General features: G+C 65.4%; 22 protein-coding genes and 1 tRNA gene. 12 read left to right on the top strand and 11 right to left on the bottom strand.

From position 1 onward, the window contains the following. The first annotated feature begins 16 nt into the window (after window positions 1–16). From J2W14_RS19210 to J2W14_RS19225, 4 genes are all read left to right on the top strand, one after another. A complete protein-coding gene (locus J2W14_RS19210) occupies window positions 17–2,239 on the top strand; it encodes a transglycosylase domain-containing protein (RefSeq protein ID WP_307465560.1) in 2,223 nt (740 codons plus the stop codon). Between the two features lie 316 nt (window positions 2,240–2,555). After that, window positions 2,556–2,705: a hypothetical protein gene (locus J2W14_RS19215; RefSeq protein ID WP_307465497.1), complete on the top strand. Its 150-nt coding sequence runs from the start codon at window positions 2,556–2,558 to the stop codon at window positions 2,703–2,705. Beyond that, a complete protein-coding gene (locus J2W14_RS19220; RefSeq protein ID WP_307465499.1) occupies window positions 2,702–2,971 on the top strand; it encodes a hypothetical protein in 270 nt (89 codons plus the stop codon). The genes J2W14_RS19215 and J2W14_RS19220 overlap by 4 nt, the downstream gene beginning before the upstream one ends. A 27-nt stretch (window positions 2,972–2,998) precedes the next feature. Continuing rightward, window positions 2,999–3,071 (top strand) — tRNA-Lys (locus J2W14_RS19225). Between the two features lie 474 nt (window positions 3,072–3,545). Here the strand turns inward: J2W14_RS19225 and J2W14_RS19230 are convergent. The 4 genes from J2W14_RS19230 to J2W14_RS19245 form a co-directional block, all read right to left on the bottom strand. Beyond that, on the bottom strand, window positions 3,546–5,489 hold the full coding sequence (locus J2W14_RS19230; protein ID WP_307465501.1) for a plasmid pRiA4b ORF-3 family protein: 1,944 nt from the start codon (window positions 5,487–5,489) through the stop codon (window positions 3,546–3,548). A gap of 143 nt (window positions 5,490–5,632) precedes the next feature. Beyond that, complete coding sequence (locus J2W14_RS19235; RefSeq protein ID WP_307465503.1) at window positions 5,633–6,028, bottom strand: Asp23/Gls24 family envelope stress response protein; 396 nt, start codon at window positions 6,026–6,028, stop codon at window positions 5,633–5,635. Then, a complete protein-coding gene (locus J2W14_RS19240) occupies window positions 6,021–6,635 on the bottom strand; it encodes an Asp23/Gls24 family envelope stress response protein (protein ID WP_307465504.1) in 615 nt (204 codons plus the stop codon). Before J2W14_RS19240 ends, J2W14_RS19235 begins: the two co-directional genes overlap by 8 nt. After that, complete coding sequence (locus tag J2W14_RS19245; RefSeq protein ID WP_307465507.1) at window positions 6,626–7,216, bottom strand: RNA polymerase sigma factor; 591 nt, start codon at window positions 7,214–7,216, stop codon at window positions 6,626–6,628. The genes J2W14_RS19240 and J2W14_RS19245 overlap by 10 nt, the downstream gene beginning before the upstream one ends. Before the next feature lie 191 nt (window positions 7,217–7,407). Between J2W14_RS19245 and J2W14_RS19250 the strand changes: the two genes are divergently transcribed. From J2W14_RS19250 to J2W14_RS19270, 5 genes are read left to right on the top strand one after another with little or no spacing between them, the layout of a single operon-like run. Further along, window positions 7,408–7,878 carry an Asp23/Gls24 family envelope stress response protein gene (locus J2W14_RS19250; RefSeq protein WP_307465509.1) on the top strand — a complete coding sequence of 157 codons (471 nt, stop codon included), beginning with the start codon at window positions 7,408–7,410 and terminating at the stop codon, window positions 7,876–7,878. Window positions 7,879–7,936: 58 nt separating this feature from the next. Then, window positions 7,937–8,116, top strand: a complete 180-nt coding sequence (locus tag J2W14_RS19255) for a hypothetical protein (RefSeq protein WP_307465510.1) — start codon at window positions 7,937–7,939, stop codon at window positions 8,114–8,116. After that, window positions 8,113–8,583: an Asp23/Gls24 family envelope stress response protein gene (locus J2W14_RS19260; protein ID WP_307465511.1), complete on the top strand. Its 471-nt coding sequence runs from the start codon at window positions 8,113–8,115 to the stop codon at window positions 8,581–8,583. The genes J2W14_RS19255 and J2W14_RS19260 overlap by 4 nt, the downstream gene beginning before the upstream one ends. Beyond that, window positions 8,580–9,167 carry a DUF6286 domain-containing protein gene (locus J2W14_RS19265; RefSeq protein WP_307465513.1) on the top strand — a complete coding sequence of 196 codons (588 nt, stop codon included), beginning with the start codon at window positions 8,580–8,582 and terminating at the stop codon, window positions 9,165–9,167. Before J2W14_RS19260 ends, J2W14_RS19265 begins: the two co-directional genes overlap by 4 nt. A 48-nt stretch (window positions 9,168–9,215) precedes the next feature. Next, window positions 9,216–9,833, top strand: a complete 618-nt coding sequence (locus tag J2W14_RS19270; protein WP_307465515.1) for a hypothetical protein — start codon at window positions 9,216–9,218, stop codon at window positions 9,831–9,833. Between the two features lie 526 nt (window positions 9,834–10,359). Here the strand turns inward: J2W14_RS19270 and J2W14_RS19275 are convergent. The 5 genes from J2W14_RS19275 to J2W14_RS19295 all read right to left on the bottom strand — a co-directional run bounded on the left by J2W14_RS19275 (window position 10,360) and on the right by J2W14_RS19295 (window position 15,231). Next, window positions 10,360–11,082, bottom strand: a complete 723-nt coding sequence (locus tag J2W14_RS19275) for an SDR family NAD(P)-dependent oxidoreductase (RefSeq protein ID WP_307465516.1) — start codon at window positions 11,080–11,082, stop codon at window positions 10,360–10,362. A 19-nt stretch (window positions 11,083–11,101) separates the two neighbouring features. Next, window positions 11,102–11,869 carry an SDR family NAD(P)-dependent oxidoreductase gene (locus J2W14_RS19280; protein WP_307465518.1) on the bottom strand — a complete coding sequence of 256 codons (768 nt, stop codon included), beginning with the start codon at window positions 11,867–11,869 and terminating at the stop codon, window positions 11,102–11,104. Further along, entirely contained in the window at window positions 11,866–13,260 is a 1,395-nt protein-coding gene (locus J2W14_RS19285) for an MFS transporter (RefSeq protein WP_307465520.1), read from the bottom strand. Before J2W14_RS19285 ends, J2W14_RS19280 begins: the two co-directional genes overlap by 4 nt. Next, window positions 13,260–14,147, bottom strand: a complete 888-nt coding sequence (locus J2W14_RS19290) for a polysaccharide deacetylase family protein (protein WP_307465522.1) — start codon at window positions 14,145–14,147, stop codon at window positions 13,260–13,262. Before J2W14_RS19290 ends, J2W14_RS19285 begins: the two co-directional genes overlap by 1 nt. A 64-nt stretch (window positions 14,148–14,211) precedes the next feature. After that, the gene (locus tag J2W14_RS19295; protein WP_307465524.1) at window positions 14,212–15,231 is read right to left on the bottom strand and encodes an asparaginase; all 1,020 of its coding nucleotides are present in this window, start codon (window positions 15,229–15,231) and stop codon (window positions 14,212–14,214) included. A gap of 302 nt (window positions 15,232–15,533) precedes the next feature. On the opposite strand from J2W14_RS19295, the gene J2W14_RS19300 reads away from it, so the two are divergent. Continuing rightward, the gene (locus tag J2W14_RS19300) at window positions 15,534–16,547 is read left to right on the top strand and encodes a LacI family DNA-binding transcriptional regulator (protein WP_307465526.1); all 1,014 of its coding nucleotides are present in this window, start codon (window positions 15,534–15,536) and stop codon (window positions 16,545–16,547) included. A 3-nt stretch (window positions 16,548–16,550) separates the two neighbouring features. Here J2W14_RS19300 and J2W14_RS19305 read toward each other — a convergent pair whose 3' ends face one another. After that, entirely contained in the window at window positions 16,551–17,243 is a 693-nt protein-coding gene (locus tag J2W14_RS19305; RefSeq protein ID WP_307465528.1) for a hypothetical protein, read from the bottom strand. A 209-nt stretch (window positions 17,244–17,452) separates the two neighbouring features. Between J2W14_RS19305 and J2W14_RS19310 the strand changes: the two genes are divergently transcribed. Both J2W14_RS19310 and J2W14_RS19315 read left to right on the top strand, forming a co-directional pair. Next, window positions 17,453–19,600, top strand: coding sequence for a transglycosylase domain-containing protein (locus J2W14_RS19310; protein ID WP_307465531.1), 2,148 nt, complete (start codon window positions 17,453–17,455; stop codon window positions 19,598–19,600). Window positions 19,601–19,733: 133 nt separating this feature from the next. Then, complete coding sequence (locus J2W14_RS19315) at window positions 19,734–22,145, top strand: alpha/beta fold hydrolase (protein ID WP_307465532.1); 2,412 nt, start codon at window positions 19,734–19,736, stop codon at window positions 22,143–22,145. A gap of 113 nt (window positions 22,146–22,258) precedes the next feature. Here J2W14_RS19315 and J2W14_RS19320 read toward each other — a convergent pair whose 3' ends face one another. After that, window positions 22,259–22,474, bottom strand: a complete 216-nt coding sequence (locus J2W14_RS19320) for a hypothetical protein (RefSeq protein WP_307465534.1) — start codon at window positions 22,472–22,474, stop codon at window positions 22,259–22,261. Between the last annotated feature and the right edge of the window lie 60 nt (window positions 22,475–22,534).

Below are 22,534 nucleotides of genomic sequence, written 5' to 3' on the forward strand. Positions count from 1 at the left end.
GGCATATGGGGGGAACATGGCGCTGGCGAATCCTGCAGGATCGAAGTCAGCTGCCGGTGTCCGCGCCGTCCTCGGCTACCTTGCCGTGTGCGTGATCTGCGGCGTTCTTGCCGCCGGTCTCGTGGTCCCCGCCGTCGCCGGGGTCGGCGTCGCCGTCCGGGAATCCGTGGGGTTCTTCAATAGTCTCCCCACGGAGCTGACCGTCGACCCGCCGTCGCAATCAACGAAGGTCCTGACCGCTGACGGGAAGACCATCGCCACCTTTTACGCCGAGAACAGGGTGAGGGTCGGCCTCGAGGAGATGTCGCCGTACATCAAGGACGCGATTGTCGCCATCGAGGACCGCCGCTTCTACGAGCACGCCGGTATCGACCCCCAGGGAATTCTTCGGGCTCTGACGTCCAACCTGACCAGTGGCGGCCGGCAGGGCGCCTCCACCCTGACCCAGCAGTACGTCACCAACGTCCTTAACGAGTCCCTGGTGTCGGCGGACAAGGGAGACCGGATAATCCTCAACGGCCAGAAGAGCATCGGCGACAAGGTGCGCGAAATGCGGCTCGCGATCGAGCTGGAGAAGAAGTACACGAAGGACCAGATCCTGGAGGGCTACCTCAACATCGTGTTCTTCAGCCGGGATGCCTATGGCATTGAAGCTGCCTCGCGCCATTTCTTCAGCACCAACGCCAAGAGCCTGACCCTGCCGCAAGCGGCACTCCTTGCCGGCCTGGTGAAAAGTCCCAGCTTCTACAATCCCGCCGTCAACCCGGACAACGCCATCCAGCGACGGAACCACGTGCTCGACGCCATGCTCGACCTCGGCAGGATCTCCGAAACGGAGCACGCCGCCGCCGCAGCCACCGGGGTGGAACTCACCCTCAACCCGGGGAAACAGGGCTGCGCCGGCGCGGAGATGGCAACCTACTTCTGCGACTACGTTTCGCACCTCATCCTGAACAACCCGGCCTACGGCGTCGACCTTGCCTCCCGGGTGAGGAAGCTATACCGCGGCGGCCTGACCATCACCACCACGCTGGACAGCCGGCTGCAGCAGGCCGCGCAGGCCCAGGTTGACGCCACGGCCGGGGCCAACCCGGACAAATGGGGCGCGTCGCTGGTCTCGATCGGGCCGGGCACCGGACAGGTCCTGGCGATGGCCCAGAACACTGTGTTCCTCCCCGAACCGGAAAAATTCGATACCCAGCTGAATTTCAATGTCGATTCCAAGGACGCCGACGGGAATGACCTGAACGGCGCCGGCGGGTTCCAACCCGGGTCCACCATGAAGCCGTTCACCCTGGCGGAATGGCTCAACGAAGGCAAGTCCCTGGCCGACACGGTGGATGCCTCCCGGCGGTCGTATCCCCTTGATTTCAAGTGGAAATCCAGCTGCGGCAGGGTGCTTGGCGCCTATAGCTCAAAGCAGAAGGGCCTCGGCGCCGCGGACGACCTGCAGAACAACGACGCCGGCTACTACCGGCCCATGCGCGTCGACTACGGGCTCTACAACTCCATCAACACCGCCACCTTCGCAGAGGCCACCAAACTGGACTTCTGCGGCATCCAAAGAATGGTGGATGCCGCAGGAATCCACAGCGGGCTGGATTACGCACAGGTCAACATGCATCAGCTGGGCAACCTGCTGGGCGCGATTGGGGTGGCGCCGCTCGTGCTGGCCAATGCCTTTGCCACCTTCGCCAACGACGGCAGGTACTGCGAGCCCGTCGCCATTGTGGAGGTGACCGACGCGGCAGGGCAGCAGCTCCCGGCCCAGACCAAGTCCTGCCGTGACGCCATCAAACCCGACGTTGCCAGGGGTGTGAACTCCGCGCTCCAGGACGTGCTGAAAAAGGGGTCCGGCGTGTACATCAAACCCAAGGTCCACACCAGTTTCCCGGTCGCGGCCAAGACCGGCACGTCCAACACCAACGGCGCCACGTGGGTGGTGGGCTACACCAGCGGCCTGGCCACCGCGTCCTTCTTCGGAGACGCCTTGGAAGGCCAGAAACGGGCCGGGCAGAACATCACCGTCAACGGCAAGTTCTACAAGAGCATTGACGGTTACATGCTCGCCGGCCCGCAGTGGGCGAACTACATGCTCGAAGTCGCCGGACTCTATCCCGCCGAGGCTTTCCCGGCGCCGCCCGACTCGATGACCAAGAGGTCCGATCGAAAAGACGCTGGGTCGAAGACCACCAAGAAGCCCGACCGAAAGGATGCGGATCGGCGGGACTCGGACTGACGGGAGTCTGATCGGGACTGAGCGGCGGTGGCAGTACCCCTGCTATCCGCGGGTGATGGGGAGCTTGGTTCCCTTGGATTCAGCCGGCACACTCTCCGGCACGGTGTAGCCTCCGTGGATTGTGACGGGTTGCCCGCGACGGGCGCATACCTCCAGTAGACGCACGCCAGTGCTGACTGGTTAGGGGCATTGGTCCCACGCCGGGAAGGTGGGAAAATGGCAATTATTATGGAAATGTGAAGCCGCCTGTTCCGGAGTCGGTATTCTGGAAGTGGTCAGGCAGCGGCCACACGTGATTCGTAGAGAGATAGTGTCTATGGCAAGCAATCTGGATGTCACCGTCGCCGTGAACATGGATTCCGGCACCACCAACCTCACCCCTTTCGCAAAACCCGCCCGCAACCGTGGCCAGGCACTTGCCCCGGCGGCCCGCCGGACCGCACCCCCTCGGGAGATGGCGGTTTGACGGTCAACCGCCAGGTTCCCCAGGGCGTCCCTTCCTCACAGATCTTCGGCACTTTCCGTCGCTGGCCGCTCGTACCGTCCGCCGAGCTGTACCGGCTGCAGGCCGCGCTGACGCAGTGTGTGGAGCTCGCCGGGTCCGAGGCGGCCCACGAACTCCTCACACTTGTTTCGGAGGAACTCCGGCAGCGGAGCGCGAAGGAGCCTCCGGAAAGCCGCAGCACTCCCGGGCAGGACCGGGCGCCGCGGAAACGGGCCAGCGAAAACTGACGCACCACCGCCGGCGAAGCCTCTCCGGCACCCGTAGCTCAGCTGGCAGAGCAGTGGACTTTTAATCCTCGGGTCGTGGGTTCGAATCCCACCGGGTGCACCGATTCGTCCGGGATGCAACCGGACTCCGCGGTCCCGGTCGCCAGACAAAGCTGCGCGGATGTGGCCCGCCCCCAAAATAATGCGGGCCACACCCGCGCCGGCTGCGTACCCTCACCCCGGCCGCCATGCTGGACGTGCCGAAACGGTCGGGGGCACGATGGGGCGGATTGCGGAGCATTTCACCGTCGCCGACTACTCACCTGGTCACGCGGCAGGGAAAGACGGCCGGAGGCTCTGTGTGACGAGGGCGGGTCGGTGCGACGTGTTCCAACGGCCCGTGCCTGCACCGAGGATGGGGGCGGGGGGCGCGGCCCGCAGCAGGCGTCACCTTGGGTCTGGCTGTCATAGAGAACTCTCCACGAAGCTGAGAGGCCGACTGCCTGACCGCCCTCAGGATAACAAAAGGTCCCGCCGGTAAGAAGGGCCGGCCCGCACCCCCGGCGGATCCTGATGGTGCGCCCGCGGGCAGCTGTCAGGACATGAAGTCAGCGAGGTCCTCGTTGGCCGCTTCCAGGTCGAACGCCTTCGGGTCCAGCGTGTCCCCCGGCAGCATTCCCAGCCATTCCCGGTACTCCTTGTGATCTTCGTGGTGCGGATCGTTGACCGCCTGGACAATGTTCGCCCACCCCCAGGTGCCGCCGCTGTCCTCCGCCGGCGCCATGCCGCGTCCCGCGGTGCACCGCGGGAGCTGACCGCCGTCGTTCGCCAGAATCTTCTCCACCTTGATGGCGAGCACCCAGTTGTCACCGAAGTCGTAGGTGTAGCCCATGCTGCTGCCCACGGCCGGCAGCAGATCGCCGACCGTCGCCGTCGATTCGTCGCGGGAAGCCTCGCCGTAGAACTCTTCGTCACCGTCCGGATTTGCCGGCGCATAAGCGGTGCCGCGGAATCCCCCGACCCGGAACTCGTGCAGGTGATAGTCCAGCCAGCCGAACACCGCCTGGATCACCTGGTGCAGTTGAGGGAGCGGCATGCCGGCAGGAACCAGGACGCGGCGCCAGATGGGCGGCTTCGAACCGTTGAGCGTGACCTTCAGCTGCAGAATCGGCGTCTCCGCCGGCCGCGGCGCATCCCGGACCGCGGCCAGCACCGGGGTCCGAACTGCCGGCTCCGAATTTGCACGGCTCCCCTCGGTCGGCTCGAAGCCAGTGGGCTCGAAGTCGGCATCGTCCGGAGCCTGCCCGATCCCCAGGTCGGCCAGCAGCCAGTCGTCGTCGAAGACGTTCGCGATGCAGCGGACGAGGGGCGGCGGCACGCGGAAGTGGGTGTCGATGGTCAGCAGTCCCAGCTCCGCGAGCTCTTCGAGGCGGCTGATGGCCACGCCGGTCAACAGCCCGGCCATCGCCCGTTCCGCGGGCGGCGCGTTGTCCGGGGCGGCCAGGATGCGCGTTTTCTCCGGCGGATCCGAAGTTGCCGCCGCGAGCAGGAGCGATGCCTGCAGTCCCGAGACTGTCCGTTCCCACGGCTGCGCCGGATCCCATCCGAGCACCGCCGTGTCCAGGAACTCGTCAACGAAGAACACCAGTTCCCCCAGGCGCTCGGAAGGCCCTCCGGCCAGGAACACACCGGAACCCGCAGAGGGAACGGCCTTCGTCGACGTGATCTCAAGGAGCTCGGTCGCCTCCAGCGCGTTCCAGAGCTGGGCCAGCAGCGGTACCTCGTACATGCTCCGGACCGTGGGCACGGGGCCCTCCGCACCGGCGGTGCCCGGCAGCGGGGCACCGGACCGTTTGGTGCCACCCTTGACGGTGACGCCGACGCAGGCAGCGGCGGCTTCAATGTCCCGCAGGCGAACGGCTCCGGTGGCCGTGACGGGCTTCCCCTCGCCGATCCATTGCAGCAACGCCGTGGCCCGCCGGATGAGCGGCAGCTCGGAGAAGGCCGCCAGGGCCTCCTCATCGGGGATGTCCGGCACGTCGAGGAGGCTCCCGCCGCCGTCGTCCTCCCCTGTCGTGTCGAGGAAGTCCATGACGGCCGCCAGCTGATCCGCCGAGCCGCTCCACCGGCCGGTCTCAACGAGAAACTCGACGAAGGCGCCAACGGAGTGCACAACGAAGTGCGTGCTCTCGAAGAGACCCGCCTCCGCGGCGCCGGCAATGTCTCCGGCGTCGTCCAGCGTGGCCAGGATTTCGTCTGACACGGCCACCGACAGCCCAAAAGGTTCAAGGCTCGTCACGTCGGCCGCGGCCGTTGTGTCCATATAGCGGCCCAGGACGGCCTTAATCGGCTCCAGGCATTCCAGGGCGGCCACCGCCGAGCCGGGTGAGACCTCCTCGAACCAGCGGACAAATGCCGGCGTGAGCGCGTCCACAGCACGGCCGGCACGGACAGCGCTCAGGGATTGGGGTGCGGAAGCGCGGTTCCCGGGACCCCCCGCGCCCTTGCCCTTGTGCCGGTTCCTGCCGTTCCTGCTCATGGTTCCCCCGCCTGTGTGCGAATTGGTATTACGACGACGGCACTAACCCTGCGGTCGGCGTGCCAGTGCCTCGCGGGACTGAGACGCCGCAATGCTGCGGACGGCGACGGCGACAGGTGGTGCAGCCGTTGATTGCACCGGGGTCACATGATCGTGGGACCGCGGTGGTGCTCTATGGCGAGGATGGTGATGTCGATCGCGCCCGGGGTCAGGCCGGTGTGGCTGATGCTTTCACGCACGCGTCGTTGTACCGTTTCGGCGACATCGAGGGCGGTGAAGGCGATGTCGGTGGCGATATCGAGGTGGACGCGTGCGGTGCCGTTGCTGATGGTCGCGGTGACGCCGTCGTGCCGGTACGTGCCGTTTTGGCTGCCGGGATTGCGGAGGTGTCGCAAGGCGGCGGGACCAAGCCGGGCCAGGAAGCCTTGGACGGTGGGTTCGAGCCTGAGTACTCCGGGTGTTTCCAGCGTGGTGCGGGCGGCGAGGGAGGCGATGAGCTGGCTGGTGATGATGGAGCCTTGGAGGGGCGCTTCAGACATCGTACAGGTCCTCCACGGTGATGTTGACGGTTCCGGCGCCAATGCCGACGCCGGCCGGAATCGCGTTGCTGATCTCGTGTCGCAGCACCTCCGCCATGAGGGGGATGTCGATGCCCGGGGCTGCGGCCACCCGAAGATTGACTATGAGGCGAGGGCCGGCAGTGGTGGCGTTGCCAGCGGTTCCGGACGGGTCGTCTTCACCGGCGATGCTGGAGGCGGCCGGGCGTATTTCGATGCGGCAGCGTCGTGAGTGGACCCCGGGGATCGCTGCCGCCGCGAACCGGACGAGGGAGCTCAGGGCCTGTTCGCTGATCTCCGTGGTGCCGTTGTCTGCGCTGCGCAGGAGGATTCTGCTGCCGCGGCGGACTTCCGCGCGGGCCACATCCATGATGGCGTCTTTGATCCCGGGGCCGGGTTTCAGCGCGGGATCGTGCACGTCGCTTTCGCGCAGTGCACGGGTTTCTTCACTGAGTCTTTCCAGCCGGGTTCTGGCGGTCTGGCAATGGTCGCACTGTTCCTCGTGTGCGGTGGGAGGCCGCTCGATGGTGGCCCAGATGCTGTCGATGCTGCGGCCGCAGCCGAGCCGGGGGACGTCGTCTAACGCCATTGGCTCATCCCTTCTGCTATCTGGTGGCGTGCCCGGGCGAGTGTGCCGCGAACTGCTGTCGGGCTGATCTTCAGTGTGACACCGATCTCGGCGTAACTGCGTCCGTGCATTTCCCGGAGCAGCCAGCAGGCCCGTTGTGCCGGGGGAAGCGTCTTCAGGAGTGCGGTCAGGCCGTCCTGTTCGGCGGACCATTCAGCCTCGTGGGCCGGATCCCATCCGACCGAACGGGCGCGGGCTCCCGGAATGGCGTCCATGTCGTCCGAGTCGACGATGCTTTCGGCATGGGCGGACCGCTTGCGCAACACGTCCAGGCACTTGTTGGTCGCCAGCCGGTAGATCCAGCCACCGAACGCGTCGGCATCAGCGAGCATGGGCAGACCACACCAGCTCGTGGTGAGAGTCTCCTGCACGATGTCTTCGGCTTCGCCGCGGTCGTTGAGCATCCGGTACGCCAGCCGAAAGAGTCTGTACTGATACGTGAGCACCAGGTGTTCGAATGCTGCCAGGTCGCCGTCCTGGGCGCGGGCGACGATGCTCCCCTCGTCCAGGTCCGGTTCGAAGCCGGGGCCGTGATCACCCATTCGCTGTCCATCCCGTCCGGTGACTTGCCGGTGTCTGGCCCAATATGCCACAGCCAGGCAGCGCCGGGAACCGTCAGGAGGTTCCGTTGCCCACTGGGGAAAATAATCCGTGCCGTCACGTGACGATTCCTATTGGGTTTCGTCTTTATCGGTGTAAGTACGATCACCAGTCCCCCGAGGAGATGTTTTCCATGACAGAGACACCCAAAACCCCCGGAGTTGCCAGCGGCGGCGCACTGGAACAAGTGAAGGCGAGGGACGCACTGCACACCGATCGCGGCGACACCACAATCGAGGAAACCGTAGTGCAGAAGCTGGCCGGCATCGCCACCCGCGAGGTTCCCGGTGTCTTCGCCATGGGCAGTGCCGGCCGGCGGGCGTTCAGCGCCCTGACCGAACGCATTCCCGGTTCCCAGACCAACGTCAGCGGCGGCGTCACCGTGGAAAAGGGCGAACGCCAGGCCGCCATCGATGTCTCCATCGTCATCGACTACGGGTTCTCCGTGGTGGAGGTCAGCCAGGCGATCCGCCGCAACATCATCCAGTCCGTTGAGCGCGCCACCGGATTGGAAGTGCTGGAAGTGAACATCAACGTCACCGACGTTCACCTGCCCGAAGAGGAACACGACGAACAGCAGGTCCCGAAGACCCAGCTGCAGTAACCACCTGTCATTGTGTCCCCTGCCAGGAAATACCGGTCGTTGAGGAAAAGGGATGGCTATGTCTACTACACGTTGGTGCGTGACCATAGGTCTCGTACTGGGAATCGTTTTGGGCTTCGGCGGCTGGCTGGCTCTCCTGGCCACGGTGGTCCTCGGATTCATTGGACTGCTGGTCGGCCGGGTCGCGGAAGGAAAACTCGATGTACAGGCCCTGTTCGGTAGAGCATCGAGCCGATGAACCCGCCAGGAGCCCACGCTCTGCCCCTGCCCGGGGACGGGGCCGGGGACGGGGCCGGGGCCAGGGCCAGGGCCGGGGCCGGGGACAGCGTCCCGGGCTTCGTCGAGACGGGCACACGAGGGCACACTGTCCTTGCGGCCAGGGTGATCGAGAAAATCGCCGCCCAGGTCGCGAGCGACGAATCCTCCGCCGGCGGTTCCTCCGGCGGATTCCTGGGCATCGGAACCCGTGCTGATCTCTCCGCCCGGCCGAAGGCATCCGTGGTGATCACCGGGAACATCGCGACTCTCAGCGTCGAAGTCGGGATGCTGTATCCGGTGCCGCTACGCCAGGCCACCGAGGAACTGCGCCGCCGGATCGCGACCCGGGTGACCGAGTTGACCGGAGTAGACGTCCGGCAGGTCGACATCAGGATCGCGTGGCTGACCACCGGAACCGACACCAACGGACGAAGGAAGCTGCTGTGAGCCGGCACGACCAACGGTCCACGCGCCTGAGGCACCGGCCCAGCCGCGCTATCCCGGCCCTTATCGCCGGAATACTGCTCCTGGCCGCCGGCGCCGCGCTGGTCTGGCTGAGCGTCACCCGGCTGGTCAACGGGTCGTGGCCGACCGTGCTGCAGGGACCAAGCGACTGGCTCGCCGCACTGGCATGGAATGACACCGCCGTGCGGCAGATCGGGATAGCCGCCGTCGTCGCAGGAGTCATCCTGTTACTCTGCGCCATTATTCCGGGAGGGTTCAGTGCCCTCACCATCGATGATTCGGGCACGGGCGCCGGCGACGAGGCGCCACCGGTGCGGGAGCAGGAGATAGTGATGACCCGCCGCGCCGTCGCCCACCTGGCCAAGGCCCGGTGCGTGCAGATCGACGGCGTCGGCTCGGCTTCCGCGACAGCCACCACGCGGCGCGTACACCTGAACGTGACGACTTCGCTGCACGAGCCTGGGGACCTGCGCCAGAGGATCACCGACGCCGTCCGGGCCCGTCTCGAAGAAAGCGGGCTCTCGCCGGTGCCGCAGGTTACCGCCACGGTCCGGTCCAGGGACTAGGACCGTTCGTGCACGCGCCCACCGCGACTACTTGAAGGATGGCTTCCGATGAGGCAGAACGCAGGAACCCTGAACCGGACTTGGCTGGCAATTCTCGGCATCCTTTGCCTGGCCGCGGGCACCGCGCTGCTCCTGCAGACGAACGGGACACTGCAAACTCTCCTCAGCACCGCCCCCGCATGGCAGTCCGTCGTCACCGGTGATTTGCAGGCATTCCTCGCGCAGCCGTGGGTGGCGGCCACCGTACTGGTCATCGGAGTCATCATCGGGGTCCTGGGGCTGCTGTGGATCATCGCCCAGATCCCGAGAAAGAACAGGGCAGGCGCCTACCGCCTCCACGACGACGGCAGCCAGGGGTTCACGCTCTGCGACCCGTCCGTCCTCGCCGCCGCCGTCGAAAAGCAGATCAACACCCTGCCCGGTGTCGTCACGTCCGCGGCCCTGCTGCGGGGAACCGCCAGGGCCCCCGACCTGACCCTGAAGGTGACGGTCAATGACAGGGCGGACGTCCGGGACGTCATCCACCGCATCCAAACAACCACCCTGCCGGAGCTCTCCAGCGCCCTGGAGGCGCCCCTGCAGAGCAGCCGGCTGCAGATCGACGTCAGCGGACGAACCCAAAGCACCGGAACCGTTGTGCATTCCACCGGCACCGTCGTCTATTAACAAGTGATCCATGCGGGCGGCGGAGCGCCCCGGCGCATCGGAAGCAAGCAAGGTTGCTGCCTCGAGTGCTTCGCGTTTACGATCCCAGCGCCGTGTCAGCAGCGCGCGCCATCTGGTGGCCAAGAGTCAAAACCCGGCGAGGCAGGCCCTCCGGAGGCAAGTCAGCTGCCGCCAGGACCGATTCGTCGTCCGCACCCCCGTGGTGCGCCGCGGCGCCAGGATTGTCCGCAGCACCGGGCTCGTGCGCAAGGCCATTCAAATCCCAGGACCGCATTCCCGGGTTGCTGGGGAGAACAGCGGACCACACCGCCTCCACCGTCGCGATGGCCGCGGTGGCCCCCGTTGGTCCCGAAACCAGCCATCCGTCGCTGGTGGCGGCCACCTTGGGGGCCCCGGGCCAGGTTTGGCAGATGGCGTTGACCGTTTGGGCGACAATGAGGTGCTGCCGCATCGTTCGGTTCGACCCCAGTACGGGGTCGCTCACAACTTTTCGTCCGCACGCGCCGCACATGTGAGGTGTCCCTTCCTAGGGCATGACGTCGCCGGAATTTGGCCCCAGCGTCTGGCCGACATACAGGTTGCCTCCCGGATCGCTGGCGAGAAGCAGCGCCGTAGGCGCCACTTCGGCCGGAAGGCCGAAGCGCAGCAGCGGCAGTCCCGCACGCTTCGCCGTTTTCCAGTCCTCGGAAATTCCTTCAACCAGGGGCGTCTCAATAGGGCCGGGGGCGATGCTGTTGACCAGTACGTTGTCGCCGGCGGTTTCCAGGGCCAGAGCCTTGGTCAGTCCGACGACCCCGGCTTTGGCAGCACTGTAGTGGCTGAGCCCGGTTCCGCCTTTGATGGCCAGCTGGGAGGCGATGTTGATGATGCGGCCCCACTTCTGCTGCCGCATCTCCCCCACCACCTCCCGGCAGCACAGGAAGACACCTGTCAGGTCAACCGAAATCGTCTCGTTCCACATGGCCAGGGTCATGTCTTCCAGGCGTGATTCGGTCAGCAGGCCCGCGCTGTTCACCAGAATATCGATGCTCCCGAGCTGGGCGCGTGCGGCGGCGAAGGCGCCCCTCACACTCGCCTCGTCTGAGACGTCGACGGCGATGGTTCCCGCCACACCCGACCGGTCCAGGACAGCCACTCTGTCGCCGTTGGCGGTGAAGGCTTCGGCGATGGCCCTGCCGATGCCGCTGGCTCCGCCTGTGACCACTACGCCCCGGCCCTCTGCGGCACGCGGGGCTTCTGGGTTGTTCATTCTTGTCCTTCCATGGCCATCAGGCGCGCATCTTGATGGTGAGGCCGCCGTCGACTATCAGGGACTGGCCGGTGATGTAAGAGGCGTCCTCGGAGGTCAGGAAGCCGATCACGCTGGCGACCTCCTCGGGCCGTCCGACCCGGCCCCACGGGATTTCCAGCCCGGCGCGTTGCAGCCCCTCAGGACCCAGCGAGTTGACCGGGTCCAGGGACTGGGGCGTCTCGATGAGTCCGGGAATCACGGCGTTGGCGCGGATGCCGCGCGGTCCCAGCTCGGCGGCTACGCTGCGGATCAACCCGAGTACGCCGGCCTTGGCGGCCGCGTAATGGGCATGCTCCTCCCACCCGTAGACTCCTCCGGCAATGGAGGACACGGCCACCATCGCTCCGCCGCCGGTCATCCGCGCGGACCCCGCCCGCAGGGTCCGCAGTACGCCGGTAAGGTCGACGTCGAGCATGTCGTCCCAGCGCTCATCCGTCATCTCGCCCAGGGGCGAGTTGCGCAGAATTCCTGCGTTGGCCACCGCGTAGTCCAAACGGCCGTACTCCGCCAGGGCGCGTTCGGCGAACGCATCCACGGACGGTGTGCTGCGGACATCCACTTCATGGACGACTCCCTGGCCGCCTGCGTCCGTCACCAGGCGGAGGGTTTCCTCCGGGTCGTGCGGGTCACCGGGAAAGGTGCCGATCACCGAATGCACGCCCCGGTGGGCGTAATGGACGGCGACGGACCGTCCAATGCCGCTGGCCGCCCCGGTGATCACGGCCACCCTCGTTTCCGGTGTCATGCTTCCACCTCGTGCGGGTGGTCCTCGAGCAGGGCCTCGACCGGGGGCTTCGCGGCGATCATCAGGAGGCCGGAGAACAGCGTTCCGGCGGCGCCGACCCACAGGGCTGCAGCACCGGTTCCTGCGCTGGCGGCCGCCAGCGTGAACAGGAACCCGCCGAGAATGGTGCCGGGCTGGCTCATTGCGCCGATGAAGGCGGTGCCGGTGGCACGGCAGCTGACCGGGTAGCACTCGGCCATGAAGTACTGGATCGCGGCGTAGGGTCCGACCAGGAAGAACAGTCCGGCACCGTAGGTTGCGATGATCATGAAGGGGCTGGTGGCGATGGGGCTGAGCATGATGGTGAACGAAATGCCGGAGAGAATCCAGCCGCCGATGATGGTCCGCTTCCGGCCGATCTTGTCCCCGAGCCATCCGTGGAAGACGTAGCCGAAGTAGGCCAGCATGTTGATGACGATCAGCATCCAGAAGGCATCGGTGAGTTCCACACCCTTGGCGTTTTTCAGGACGGAGCTGCCGAGAATGCTGAAGATCAGGATGCCGAAGAAGTTGAAGATCCAGGCCAGTGAGAAGACGATCGTGTTCCGGCGCAGGTGCGGCTCCCAGATGCGCTTGAGCGGGGCAGCGGAAGAGTGTTCGACGCCGAAGGCGCGGGCCAGGGAGTGGGCTTCTTCGGTCTTGCCGCTCTTCTCAAGTTCGGTCAGCTTGTGGTGCAGCTCGAACTGCGGCGTCTCCTTGAGCTTCTTGGCAATGACCCACACGATGATCACGGCCGGAACGGTTGCCATGAGATAGAGGGCCCGCCAGCCAAGGGACGGAAGGAAGACGAGGGCGAGGGCACTGGCGAGCAGGAAGCCCAGCGGCCAGCCGCCCTGGATGAAGGAGTAGTGGAAGCCGGGGCGCTTGCGCTTATCGGCGACTTCGGTGACCTGATAAACCTCGTTCATGTAGGTAGCATTGACGGCCTGCTCGGAGAATCCGAGCCCGCCGAAGGAACGCACCAGCACGAGCAGGCCGTTGCTGAGGAACGGGATTCCGGTCGGGATCAGGGCCGTCAGAGCGGAGACGATGGCCGTTCCGCCGACGGTGGTCATCATGCCCTTGCGGCGGCCGAGCCGGTCAATGACCGGGCCGATGCCGAAGCAGACGATCGCGGTGCCGACGGCGATCCAGGTATTGATCGCATAGGCTTCGGATTCGGTCCAACCGAACTCTTCCTGCATGGCCGGCAGGAGGGTGCCGAAAAGTCCGAAGTCGAACACGGCGACGGTCCAGGCACACAGGGCCAGCACGGTGGCGGTGGTTGTGTGGTGCTTGGAGAATGTCGGGAAGCGGCGCTTCTCGTTGGGGGCGGGTTGCGTCAGGTCGACGGCGGGCTGCTGGGTGGTCATTACTGGTTTTCCTTTCGGGGGCTGCGTGCGAGGAAGGAGTCCGCGATCTGGTCGAAGGTGAGCCAGCTGACGCCCTCGTGGGAGTTGATGTGTTCGATGAGGCGTTCGAGCATGAGCAGGACCTGGGGGCGGCCCGAGACATCCGGGTGGATCGTCATGGTGAAGGCCGCCTGGTCCATTTCGCGGTATACCCAGTCGAACTGGTCGCGCCACATTTGTTCGATGTCCCGGGGGCTGACGAAGCCGTGGGAGTTCGGGGCCGCCTTGATGAACATCATGGGAGGAAGGTCGTCCAGGTACCAGTTGGCGGGGATTTCGACGAGGTCGGTTTCCTTGCCCCGGACAAGCGGCTCCATCCAGGTCTCGGCGGCCTTGGTGTAGTCGATCTTCTTCCAGCTGTCACCGACGCGCACGTAGTAGGGCTCGAAATCGCGGTGCATCAGGGAGTGGTCGTACTTGATCCCGCGTTCGAGGAGGATCTCGTTGGTGACCGGGGAAAACTCCCACCAGGGAGCGACGTAGCCGGTGGGGCGACGGCCGGAGACCTTTTCGATGAGTTCGATCGACCGGTCCAGGATGGCCGTCTCCTGCTCGCGGGTCATGGCGATGGGGTTTTCGTGCGAGTATCCGTGCACTCCGATTTCGTGCCCCGCGTCCACGATCATCCGGGTCAGGTCCGGGAAGGTCTCGATCGAGTGGCCGGGCACGAACCATGTGGCGGGCAGGCCGTACTTCTCGAAGAGACGGATGAGACGCGGGCCGCCGACCTCGCCGCTGAACAGGCCACGTGAGATATCGCACGGGGAATCCTCGCCCCCGTAGGAGCCGAGCATTCCGGCCACGGCGTCCACGTCCACGCCGAATGCGACTTGGATGTCCTTGGTCATGGGATCCACCTTTCATTGCGTTTTTGTTGAGGTTTTGTTGGTGCGGTTTTGGTTAGAGGTGAAACTAGTCCGGGAGAGTGCCCCGGCGGGCGAAGGTTTCCGCAATGCCGGCCGCGGGGGTATCAAGCCTGAGTAGCAGGCTGAGAAGGACCAGCGACTGGGATGGTCTGAGCAGACCCGAGGGTATGGCGCCGGCCGCGCGGAGGTCGGCACCGCCGCCGTCGCCGTATCGGGGAACGACTGCGCCGGCTTCCACCCGTGTGCTCGTCACCACCACGACCCCGGCCGCGATGGCGTCGGCGACGTCCCGGCACAGCACGCGGTTGGCGTTGCCCGTTCCGGTTCCTTGGAGCACAACCCCTGCCGCCCCGGCGTGAAGGGAAGCCTGCAGGAGCGTGGAATCCGCTCCGGGATAAACAGCTATAAGGTCCACACGCGGTGAGCCGGCGCCGACGCCTGGTAACGGTAACGGGGCAAGGCCGCGCTGTGCTGCATGTATGTTGACCTCGCCGGAGCCGGATACTGACCCGGCTGTTCCGAAATCCGGGTCGGCGAACGCATCGAGCCGGGTTGTGTGGCTCTTCCGAACTCCAGCAGCCGGGAAGATGGTCCCGGCAAACGCCAGCAGCACGCCCTTTCCCCGGGCGTGCGGGGAACCGGCAACGGCGATCGCGCGAGAGAGATTGCCGGGACCGTCCGGCGTCGGGGAGTCGGCCGCCTCCTGCGCCCCGGTGAACACCACCGGACGAGGATCATCGTGGGTGAGATCAACAAGATAGGCGGTCTCCTCCATCGTGTCCGTACCGTGGGTGACCACGACCCCCAGAACCTGCGGGTCGGCCAGGGATTGCCTGATGCTGGCGCAGATCGCGATCATGTCATCGACCGTCAGCAGGTACGAGCCCTTGCGGAAGACGTCACCCACCCGGACCGGATACGAGGCTTGCACCCCCATGCTGGCGAACACCTGCTCTCCCGAGTCCGACGCCACGGCGGCTCCCCCGGCCTCCGACGCACGGGAGGATATTGTTCCTCCGGTCGCCAGGAGCACCACATGGGGGCCAGCCAATTCTGTGAGAGTCATTTCCGCTCCATTTGTCCTGCATCTTCTGTCAGACGCTTACCCAATCGATTGGGTTGTGGGATAAAAATTATCCTTGCGATGTTTCCCGCGTATGCCTGCGGGTATTTCGAGGGTGTAAACACTTCACCCTTGGGTCGGTCCCAAACCACGCCTACCCAATCGATTGGGTAAGCGGTAAATTGACTATAGGATGTGATGTGTGGCACGTCAAGGGTCTTCCGAACCAGAGATCGGCCTGATATTGGGCAGGCTTAGTGGCGACATCTCTTTTAGCTGAGGCAGGTAAGCGATTGGAAGGAACCATGGCCGGGAACACGACTGTCACGTTGAGGGATCTGGCGGACGAGCTTGGCATCCACCCGTCGACCGTGTCCAGGATCCTTCACTCGGACTCCGCCGTGGCGCGAGGGGCAGCCTCCGTGGCGACGGCCGAACGTGTGCGGGATCTGGCACGGAAACGGGGGTACTCCCCTGACCCGCAGGCCGCCGGCCTGCGGACTCGGCGCACGCGCCTCATGGGAGTGATCGTGCCCCGGCTTTCGGACCTTGTCCTGGCAACCATGTACGAGGGCATGGATGAGGCCGCGGCGGCGCTGGGCTATTCGACCTTCGTCATGAACTCCCGCGACGACCCCCAGGAACAACGACGGAAGACTGACACCATGCTGGCCCGTCGCGTGGACGGACTGATCATCGGTGACGCGCACCTGGACGGTGACCTGCTGCGGGAGTTGACGGACCGGAAGGTGCCTTTCGTCCTCGTGAACCGCCGTGTCTCGGGCTACCCGTCCGCCACGTGCGACGACGTCCTTGGCGGCACACTTGTCGCCGACCACCTGTGGAGCAAGGGGCATCGGAACGTAGCTGTCATCGCCGGTGAGCCCTACGCCAGCACGGCCGTTGACCGTACGGCGGGCTTCGTGGACCGTTGGCGTTCGCTGGGCGGCAAAATCCCCCAGAACTCCGTCGTCTGGTCTCGGTTCGATACCGCCGGCGGACGGGAAGCGGCCGAAAATATCCTGACCCACTGCCACCCCGCCCCGACGGCACTGTTCGCCGTTAACGACTTTGCGGCGATCGGCGCCATGGGAGCACTGCGGTCCCACGGCCTCACTGTCGGCGACGACGTGGCGGTGGTTGGTTTCAATGACACTTCGCTGGCCGCGGAACTTCCCATTCCGCTGTCCTCGGTTCGCTCGCCCATGCTGGACATCGGGCGGACTGCGGTGCAACTCCTAAAGCGGCTATTGGACGGCGAAATTCCCGAGCCGGTCAGGCTGGAACCGACCCTCTGCGTGCGGGAAAGCAGCGCCTGAAGCTCAGGCCCTTTCTGACGCTGCCCGGCGTTTGAGATTCGTGAACTGACGGGTCTGCATGACCCAGTGGGAGGGCTCCAGCAACAAGACACTCAGGAGGGGCTGCAGCCATTTCGGCCGGAACGACCAGTACCCGCTGACGACGAGCCGCGTGCGCCCGCCGGCCGCGTCCTTCAGCTCGAACCCCCACAGCGAGTCGGTGAAGTATCGGGGACGCTGTCCCGCCGGATCGAACGGGCGGCCCCGCAGATCAAGCGACATGCGCAGACCCAGGAACTTCTCCGGTTCCAGCGCCGCGACCTCCCACCACTGGCTGCCGTCCGGTGTGCCCGCCAGATGGTCGCCAACAAAAATCTCCTGCCACTCGGGGTGAATCGTCCAGGCGCTGGCGTGCCCGAAGTTGTCCAGTCGGTCCCAGCTGTACCACCCCGCCCGGTCGGTCCCCATCTGCGCCAGCCAGGCCCACACGCGCGAGCGGGGCGCGTCAATGGTCACGGCCATGGTTCCGCTGCGGGTCCCGTCCGGGATAAGCCCGTCCCCCGGGTAGGGCCCGTTTGCTTCCGCTGCGGTGGCGCCGGCGCGCAGCAGGCGCGGCCGCACCACTGCCAGGTAGGCGGTGACAACAGCGGCTGCAGCGGCAGCAGCGCCGACAGCAGCTCCAGACTGGGGAGCCCAATTCGTCGCGCGGTGTGTCATCGTGTCTCCCCCTCAGGGCGCGGGTGTCGCCGAAAGAATGCGAGGATGCGCCGGGACGTTCGAAGTAATTCCGAAGAGAGGTCCGGTCTATCAGCACGGGGCTGGAGGCGGGAAGAGTCCTTGGCCCCTGAGGACTTCCGGCACTGGTCCCCCGGCGGCATACCGGACTATTCTGGACGCATATCTTGAGCTCGACAGCTGGACAAAACATGGCGCCGAAGAAGCGGAATCGATCTCGTCTGGCCGCGGCCCTTTGGAGGGTCCTCGGATTCCTGACAGTGAGCGCCGTTTGCGGTGTTCTCGTTGCCAGCCTGGCGGTCCCCGGCGTCGCTGCTGCCGGCGTTGCCGTCAGCAGGTCAATCATCTTCTTCAACAACCTTCCCGCGGAGCTGGCGGTTGTTCCGCCGTCGCAGTCAACGAAGGTCCTGACCGCTGACGGGAAGACCATCGCCACCTTTTTCGCGGAGAACCGCGTGAAGGTCGGGCTGGACGAGATGTCCCCGTACATCAGGGACGCGATTGTTGCCATCGAGGACAGCCGCTTCTACGAGCATGCCGGCGTCGACCCGCAGGGGATTCTCCGGGCGCTCACGACTAACCTGACCAGCGGCGACAGACAGGGCGCATCCACACTGACCCAGCAGTACGTAACGAACGTGATCAATGAGTCCCTGGTGTCGGCGGAGAGGACCGATCAGGTCATCCTCAGCGGGCAGAAGAGCATCGGCGACAAGGTGCGGGAGATGAAGCTCGCCCTCGAGCTGGAAAAGAAGTTCACCAAAGACCAGATCCTTGAGGGCTATCTCAATATCGTGTTCTTTAACCGGGACGCGTACGGCATTGAGGCCGCAGCCCGGCATTTCTTCAGCACGTCCGCAAAGGAACTCACCCTGCCGCAGGCTGCCCTGCTCGCCGGCCTGGTCAACAGCCCCAGCTTCTACGATCCCGCCGTCAACCCGGACAACGCCATCAAGCGGCGCAACCAGGTCCTGGACAAAATGCTCAGCGACAGGAAAATCCTCCAGGCTGATCATGACGCCGCTGTCGCCAGCGGTGTCGAGCTGAAGATCACACCTGCAAAGCAGGGGTGCTCGGCTGCTGACATGGCGCCGTACTTCTGCGACTACGTCTCCCACCTGATCCTCAACAACCCGGTGTACGGCGTCGACGCCGCGGCTCGCGAGAGGAAGCTGTACCGCGGCGGCCTGACCATCACCACGACGCTGGACAGCAGGCTCCAGGCTGCCGCGCAGGCGCAGGTTGACGCCACTGCCGGGGCCAACCCGGACAAGTGGGGCGCGTCTTTGGTCTCGATCGGTCCCGGCACCGGCAGGATCCTCGCGATGGCGCAAAACACCGTGTTTCTGCCCGCTCCCGGGAAATTCGACACCCAGCTGAACTTCAACGTCGATGCAAAGGACGCCGACGGGAATGACTTGAACGGCGCCGGCGGGTTCCAACCCGGGTCCACGATGAAACCGTTCACCTTCGCTGAATGGCTCAATGAAGGCAAGTCCATGGTCGCCGAGGTGGATGCCTCCAGGCGGACTTATCCGCTGGACTTCCCGTGGAAGTCCAGCTGTGGAAAGGTCCTCGGGGCTTACAACACGGCTGAAAAGGCTCTCGGCGCCGCAGACGACCTGCAGAACAACGACGAGGGCTACTACCGCAAAATGCCCGTCAATTACGCTCTGTACAACTCCATCAATACGGCCACCTTCGCGGAGGCCGCCGAGCTGGACTTCTGCGGCATTCAGAGAATGGTGGATGCCGTGGGACTTCACAGCGGCGTGGATAACGCCCCGGTGAACATGCATCAGCTGGGCAACCTGCTGGGTGCCATTGGGGTTGCCCCGCTCCACCTGGCCAACGCCTTTGCCACGTTCGCCGCTGACGGCAGGTATTGCGCCCCGATCGCCATCGCGGGCGTGACCGATGCGGCGGGACGGGAGCTTCCGGCCCAGCTCAGCGACTGCCGCAGCGCGGTTAAGCCCGAGGTTGCCCGGGGCGTGAACGCCGTGCTCCAGGATGTGCTGAAACTAGGGTCCGGCGTGTACATCGAACCCAAGGTCCACACCCGTTTCGCGGTCGCGGCCAAGACCGGCACGTCCAACAACAACGGCGCGACCTGGGTGGCCGGCTACACCAGCGGCCTGGCCACGGCGTCCTTCTTCGGAGACGCGCTGGAAGGCCAGAAGCGGCCCGGCCAGAACGTCACCATCAACGGCAAGTTCTACAAGAACATTGACGGTTACATGCTCGCCGGCCCGCAGTGGGCGAACTACATGCTCGAGGTCGCCGGTCTCTATCCCACCGAGGCGTTTCCGCCTCCACCCGAGTCCATGACGAAGCCCTGACCCGCCGAGTCCTCCAGGTCCGCCCTGCAGCAGCAGGGCGGCGGCCGCCGGAACGCCGTCGGATCGGGTCGTCGGTGCCCGTCACCTCGCCGATGTTCTGCGCCCGGATGTTGTTACTTGGTAACTTTGCCTCATGAGCGAACACGTTGATGTGTTGATAGTCGGAGCCGGGCTGAGCGGCATCGGTTTCGCCAGCCGGCTGAAGCGCGAAGCACCTGGGAAGACCTTCACGATCCTTGAGTCCCGCGGTGCAGTGGGCGGCACATGGGATCTTTTCAGGTACCCGGGCATCCGCTCCGATAGCGACATGTACACGCTCGGCTACTCCTTCCGGCCCTGGGCCAGCGCCAAGGCCATTGCCGACGGCGATTCGATTCGCGAATACATCGAGGCGACGGTCGCGGACGAGGAACTCGAACCGCGGATCCGGCTGCATCACCGGGTCAAATCGGCTGAGTGGTCAAGCGAAACCGCACTGTGGACCGTCACGGCAGCCCTCACGTCCGGCGGCGAATATCGACGGGACGATCCGGCGTCGCCCGCCGGCCGGTCGGTCACGTTCACCTGCTCGTTCCTGTCAGTCTGCTCGGGCTATTACCGGTATGACGAAGGGTTCACCCCGGTCATCGAGGGGTCCGAGACGTTTGCGGGATCGATCGTCCACCCGCAACACTGGCCTGCTGATCTCGATTACGAAGGCAAGCAAGTGGTGATCATCGGCAGCGGGGCAACCGCAGTGACACTCGTGCCGTCGATGGCGGGCTTGGCTGCCAAGGTCACCATGCTGCAGCGCTCCCCCACCTATATCGCCCCCGTGCCGTCCCGGGATCACCTGGCCGACCTGCTTCGGGGCAGAGTGCCCGCGCAACTGGCTTACGCCGTCGTACGGGCCAAGAACATTCTATTTTCGATGCTGACCTACCAGCTCAGCCGGCGGCGGCCGGAAACGATGAAGGCGATCCTCCGCAAGGCGGCCATCGCCAAGCTGCCGGAGGGCTTTGCGGTCGACACGCACCTGGCCCCGTCGTATCAGCCCTGGGACCAGCGGCTCTGCGCGATCCCCAACGGCGACCTCTACCATGCCATCAGCGCGGGCACTGCCGACATCGTGACCGACCAGATCTCGCGGATCACCCCGAGCGGACTTGATCTGGTCTCGGGGAGATCGATCCCGGCCGACGTGATCGTCACGGCGACTGGACTGAACCTGCTCGTGATCGGCGGAATGAGTCTCAGGGTCGACGGCGAGCCGGTGGACGTAGGCAGGACCCTGACCTACAAGGGCATGATGCTCGACGGCGTTCCCAATTTTGCGCTCACTGTGGGCTACACCAACGCGTCGTGGACGCTGAAAGCGGATCTGGTCGCCGGCTATATCTGCAGGCTGCTGAAGCACCTCGACCGGCAAAACCTGCACTGGGTCACGCCAAAGGCTCCCGCCGGCGTCGCGGACGCTGAGCTGACGTCCCTGATCGACCTGAAGGCGGGCTACATCCTTCGCGACGCCGACCACCTGCCCCGGCAGGGCACCGGATCGCCCTGGCGACTGCACCAGAACTATGTTCGCGATTTCGCCCTTCTCAAGGCCGGCAGACTGACGGAACACGTTCGTTTCGGCTGGCGCGGGCAGCCGGTGATTGCGCCCGGGCTGGAAACCCCGGAGGCATGCCAGGGCCCTCTCGACCTTCCTGGAACAGCACACCTCGACGTCGGAGGCACGCGTTTGCGCTACCGGAAAACCGGCACCGGGGACCCCGTGCTGCTCCTGCACGGCATTGGTCAGAGCCTCGATGACTGGAACGAGCAACACCAGCGACTCTCGGCACGCCACACCGTCTACAGCGTTGACCTGCCCGGCTTCGCGTACTCCGACCGGCTCTCCGGGACGGCGACTCTGGCGAAGCTTGCTGACGCCCTGCCCGCCGTCCTCGACGCCCTCGGGGTGCACGAGCCGCTTCCGGTCATCGGCAATTCCCTCGGAGGTGCCGTCGCCATGAAGCTCGCTGCCGACCATCCCGATCGGGTCTCAGCCCTGGTGCTGGCCAACAGCGCCGGATTCGGCCAGCAGGTTGCCCTGGTCCTGCGCCTGCTCACTGTCAGGCCGCTCGCTGCGCTGCTAATGCGTCCCGACGAGGCAGCCTCGCGCCGCACGGTCCGGTCGCTCTTCTACGACAAGGAGCTGGCGACCGGTGCCCGCGTCGACCATGCATTCGCCCTGTCACAACGGGCGGCCCACCGCCAGACAACCCTTGACATTGCCCGCGATCTCGGAACGATCGCGGGCATCAGGACCGACTGGCGGACGGCCCTCGTCGAGGCCCTGGCGCGGTCGGACATTCCGACGCTCGTGGTCTGGGGCGACCACGACCACGTCCTCCCGCACAGCCAGCTGAGGGCGGCGACCGCGGCGTTGCCCCGCGCCAAGTCGCACGTCTTCTCGAACACGGGGCACATGCCCCAGATCGAACGGCCCGACGAGTTCGCCGTGGTCGTGGAGCAGTTCCTGTCCCGGGTCATGGCGGGCCGCCAGACGGCAGGCATCTGACACGAAAGGCGCATCTCTGTCAGAGAGGTGCGCCTTTCGTGTGACCGCTACGACAAAAGGCGCATCTCTGTCAGAGAGGTGCGCCTTTCGTGTGACCGTTACGACGAGGTGGTTCAGGCGTTCGAGACCTCGGCCGCCTTTGAACGGATGAAGTCATGATCCTCCTGGGATATGACCGTCTCGCCGTGCTGCCCACTGGCGAGATCCTCGCCCGCCGCCTTGGAGACAACTGCGGTGATGGTCCTGGGAAGGATCTGGCATCCGGGGTTATCGATAAACCACTTCCGCGTGGCAGGGTCCAGACGGTCCCAATGGTCCTTAATGTGCATCTGACGATGCCGCCTTCCTTTTCGATGTGCGGTTCGGGGTGATCATGGCGCGCTGCCAGA

It is taken from the genome of Pseudarthrobacter oxydans (genome assembly GCF_030812335.1).
GTDB lineage: Bacteria > Actinomycetota > Actinomycetes > Actinomycetales > Micrococcaceae > Arthrobacter > Arthrobacter oxydans_B.

Coding starts and splice junctions, on each gene's coding strand:
- J2W14_RS19270 (WP_307465515.1), top strand. CDS start 9,216: ATGAGGCAGAACGCAGGAACCCTGAACCGGACTTGGCTGGCAATTCTC.
- J2W14_RS19215 (WP_307465497.1), top strand. CDS start 2,556: ATGGCAAGCAATCTGGATGTCACCGTCGCCGTGAACATGGATTCCGGC.
- J2W14_RS19295 (WP_307465524.1), bottom strand. CDS start 15,231: ATGACTCTCACAGAATTGGCTGGCCCCCATGTGGTGCTCCTGGCGACC.
- J2W14_RS19300 (WP_307465526.1), top strand. CDS start 15,534: ATGGCCGGGAACACGACTGTCACGTTGAGGGATCTGGCGGACGAGCTT.
- J2W14_RS19305 (WP_307465528.1), bottom strand. CDS start 17,243: ATGACACACCGCGCGACGAATTGGGCTCCCCAGTCTGGAGCTGCTGTC.
- J2W14_RS19315 (WP_307465532.1), top strand. CDS start 19,734: ATGAGCGAACACGTTGATGTGTTGATAGTCGGAGCCGGGCTGAGCGGC.
- J2W14_RS19290 (WP_307465522.1), bottom strand. CDS start 14,147: ATGACCAAGGACATCCAAGTCGCATTCGGCGTGGACGTGGACGCCGTG.
- J2W14_RS19210 (WP_307465560.1), top strand. CDS start 17: ATGGCGCTGGCGAATCCTGCAGGATCGAAGTCAGCTGCCGGTGTCCGC.
- J2W14_RS19285 (WP_307465520.1), bottom strand. CDS start 13,260: ATGACCACCCAGCAGCCCGCCGTCGACCTGACGCAACCCGCCCCCAAC.
- J2W14_RS19245 (WP_307465507.1), bottom strand. CDS start 7,216: ATGGGTGATCACGGCCCCGGCTTCGAACCGGACCTGGACGAGGGGAGC.
- J2W14_RS19275 (WP_307465516.1), bottom strand. CDS start 11,082: ATGAACAACCCAGAAGCCCCGCGTGCCGCAGAGGGCCGGGGCGTAGTG.
- J2W14_RS19240 (WP_307465504.1), bottom strand. CDS start 6,635: ATGGCGTTAGACGACGTCCCCCGGCTCGGCTGCGGCCGCAGCATCGAC.
- J2W14_RS19250 (WP_307465509.1), top strand. CDS start 7,408: ATGACAGAGACACCCAAAACCCCCGGAGTTGCCAGCGGCGGCGCACTG.
- J2W14_RS19310 (WP_307465531.1), top strand. CDS start 17,453: ATGGCGCCGAAGAAGCGGAATCGATCTCGTCTGGCCGCGGCCCTTTGG.
- J2W14_RS19280 (WP_307465518.1), bottom strand. CDS start 11,869: ATGACACCGGAAACGAGGGTGGCCGTGATCACCGGGGCGGCCAGCGGC.
- J2W14_RS19230 (WP_307465501.1), bottom strand. CDS start 5,489: ATGAGCAGGAACGGCAGGAACCGGCACAAGGGCAAGGGCGCGGGGGGT.
- J2W14_RS19320 (WP_307465534.1), bottom strand. CDS start 22,474: ATGCACATTAAGGACCATTGGGACCGTCTGGACCCTGCCACGCGGAAG.
- J2W14_RS19260 (WP_307465511.1), top strand. CDS start 8,113: ATGAACCCGCCAGGAGCCCACGCTCTGCCCCTGCCCGGGGACGGGGCC.
- J2W14_RS19235 (WP_307465503.1), bottom strand. CDS start 6,028: ATGTCTGAAGCGCCCCTCCAAGGCTCCATCATCACCAGCCAGCTCATC.
- J2W14_RS19255 (WP_307465510.1), top strand. CDS start 7,937: ATGTCTACTACACGTTGGTGCGTGACCATAGGTCTCGTACTGGGAATC.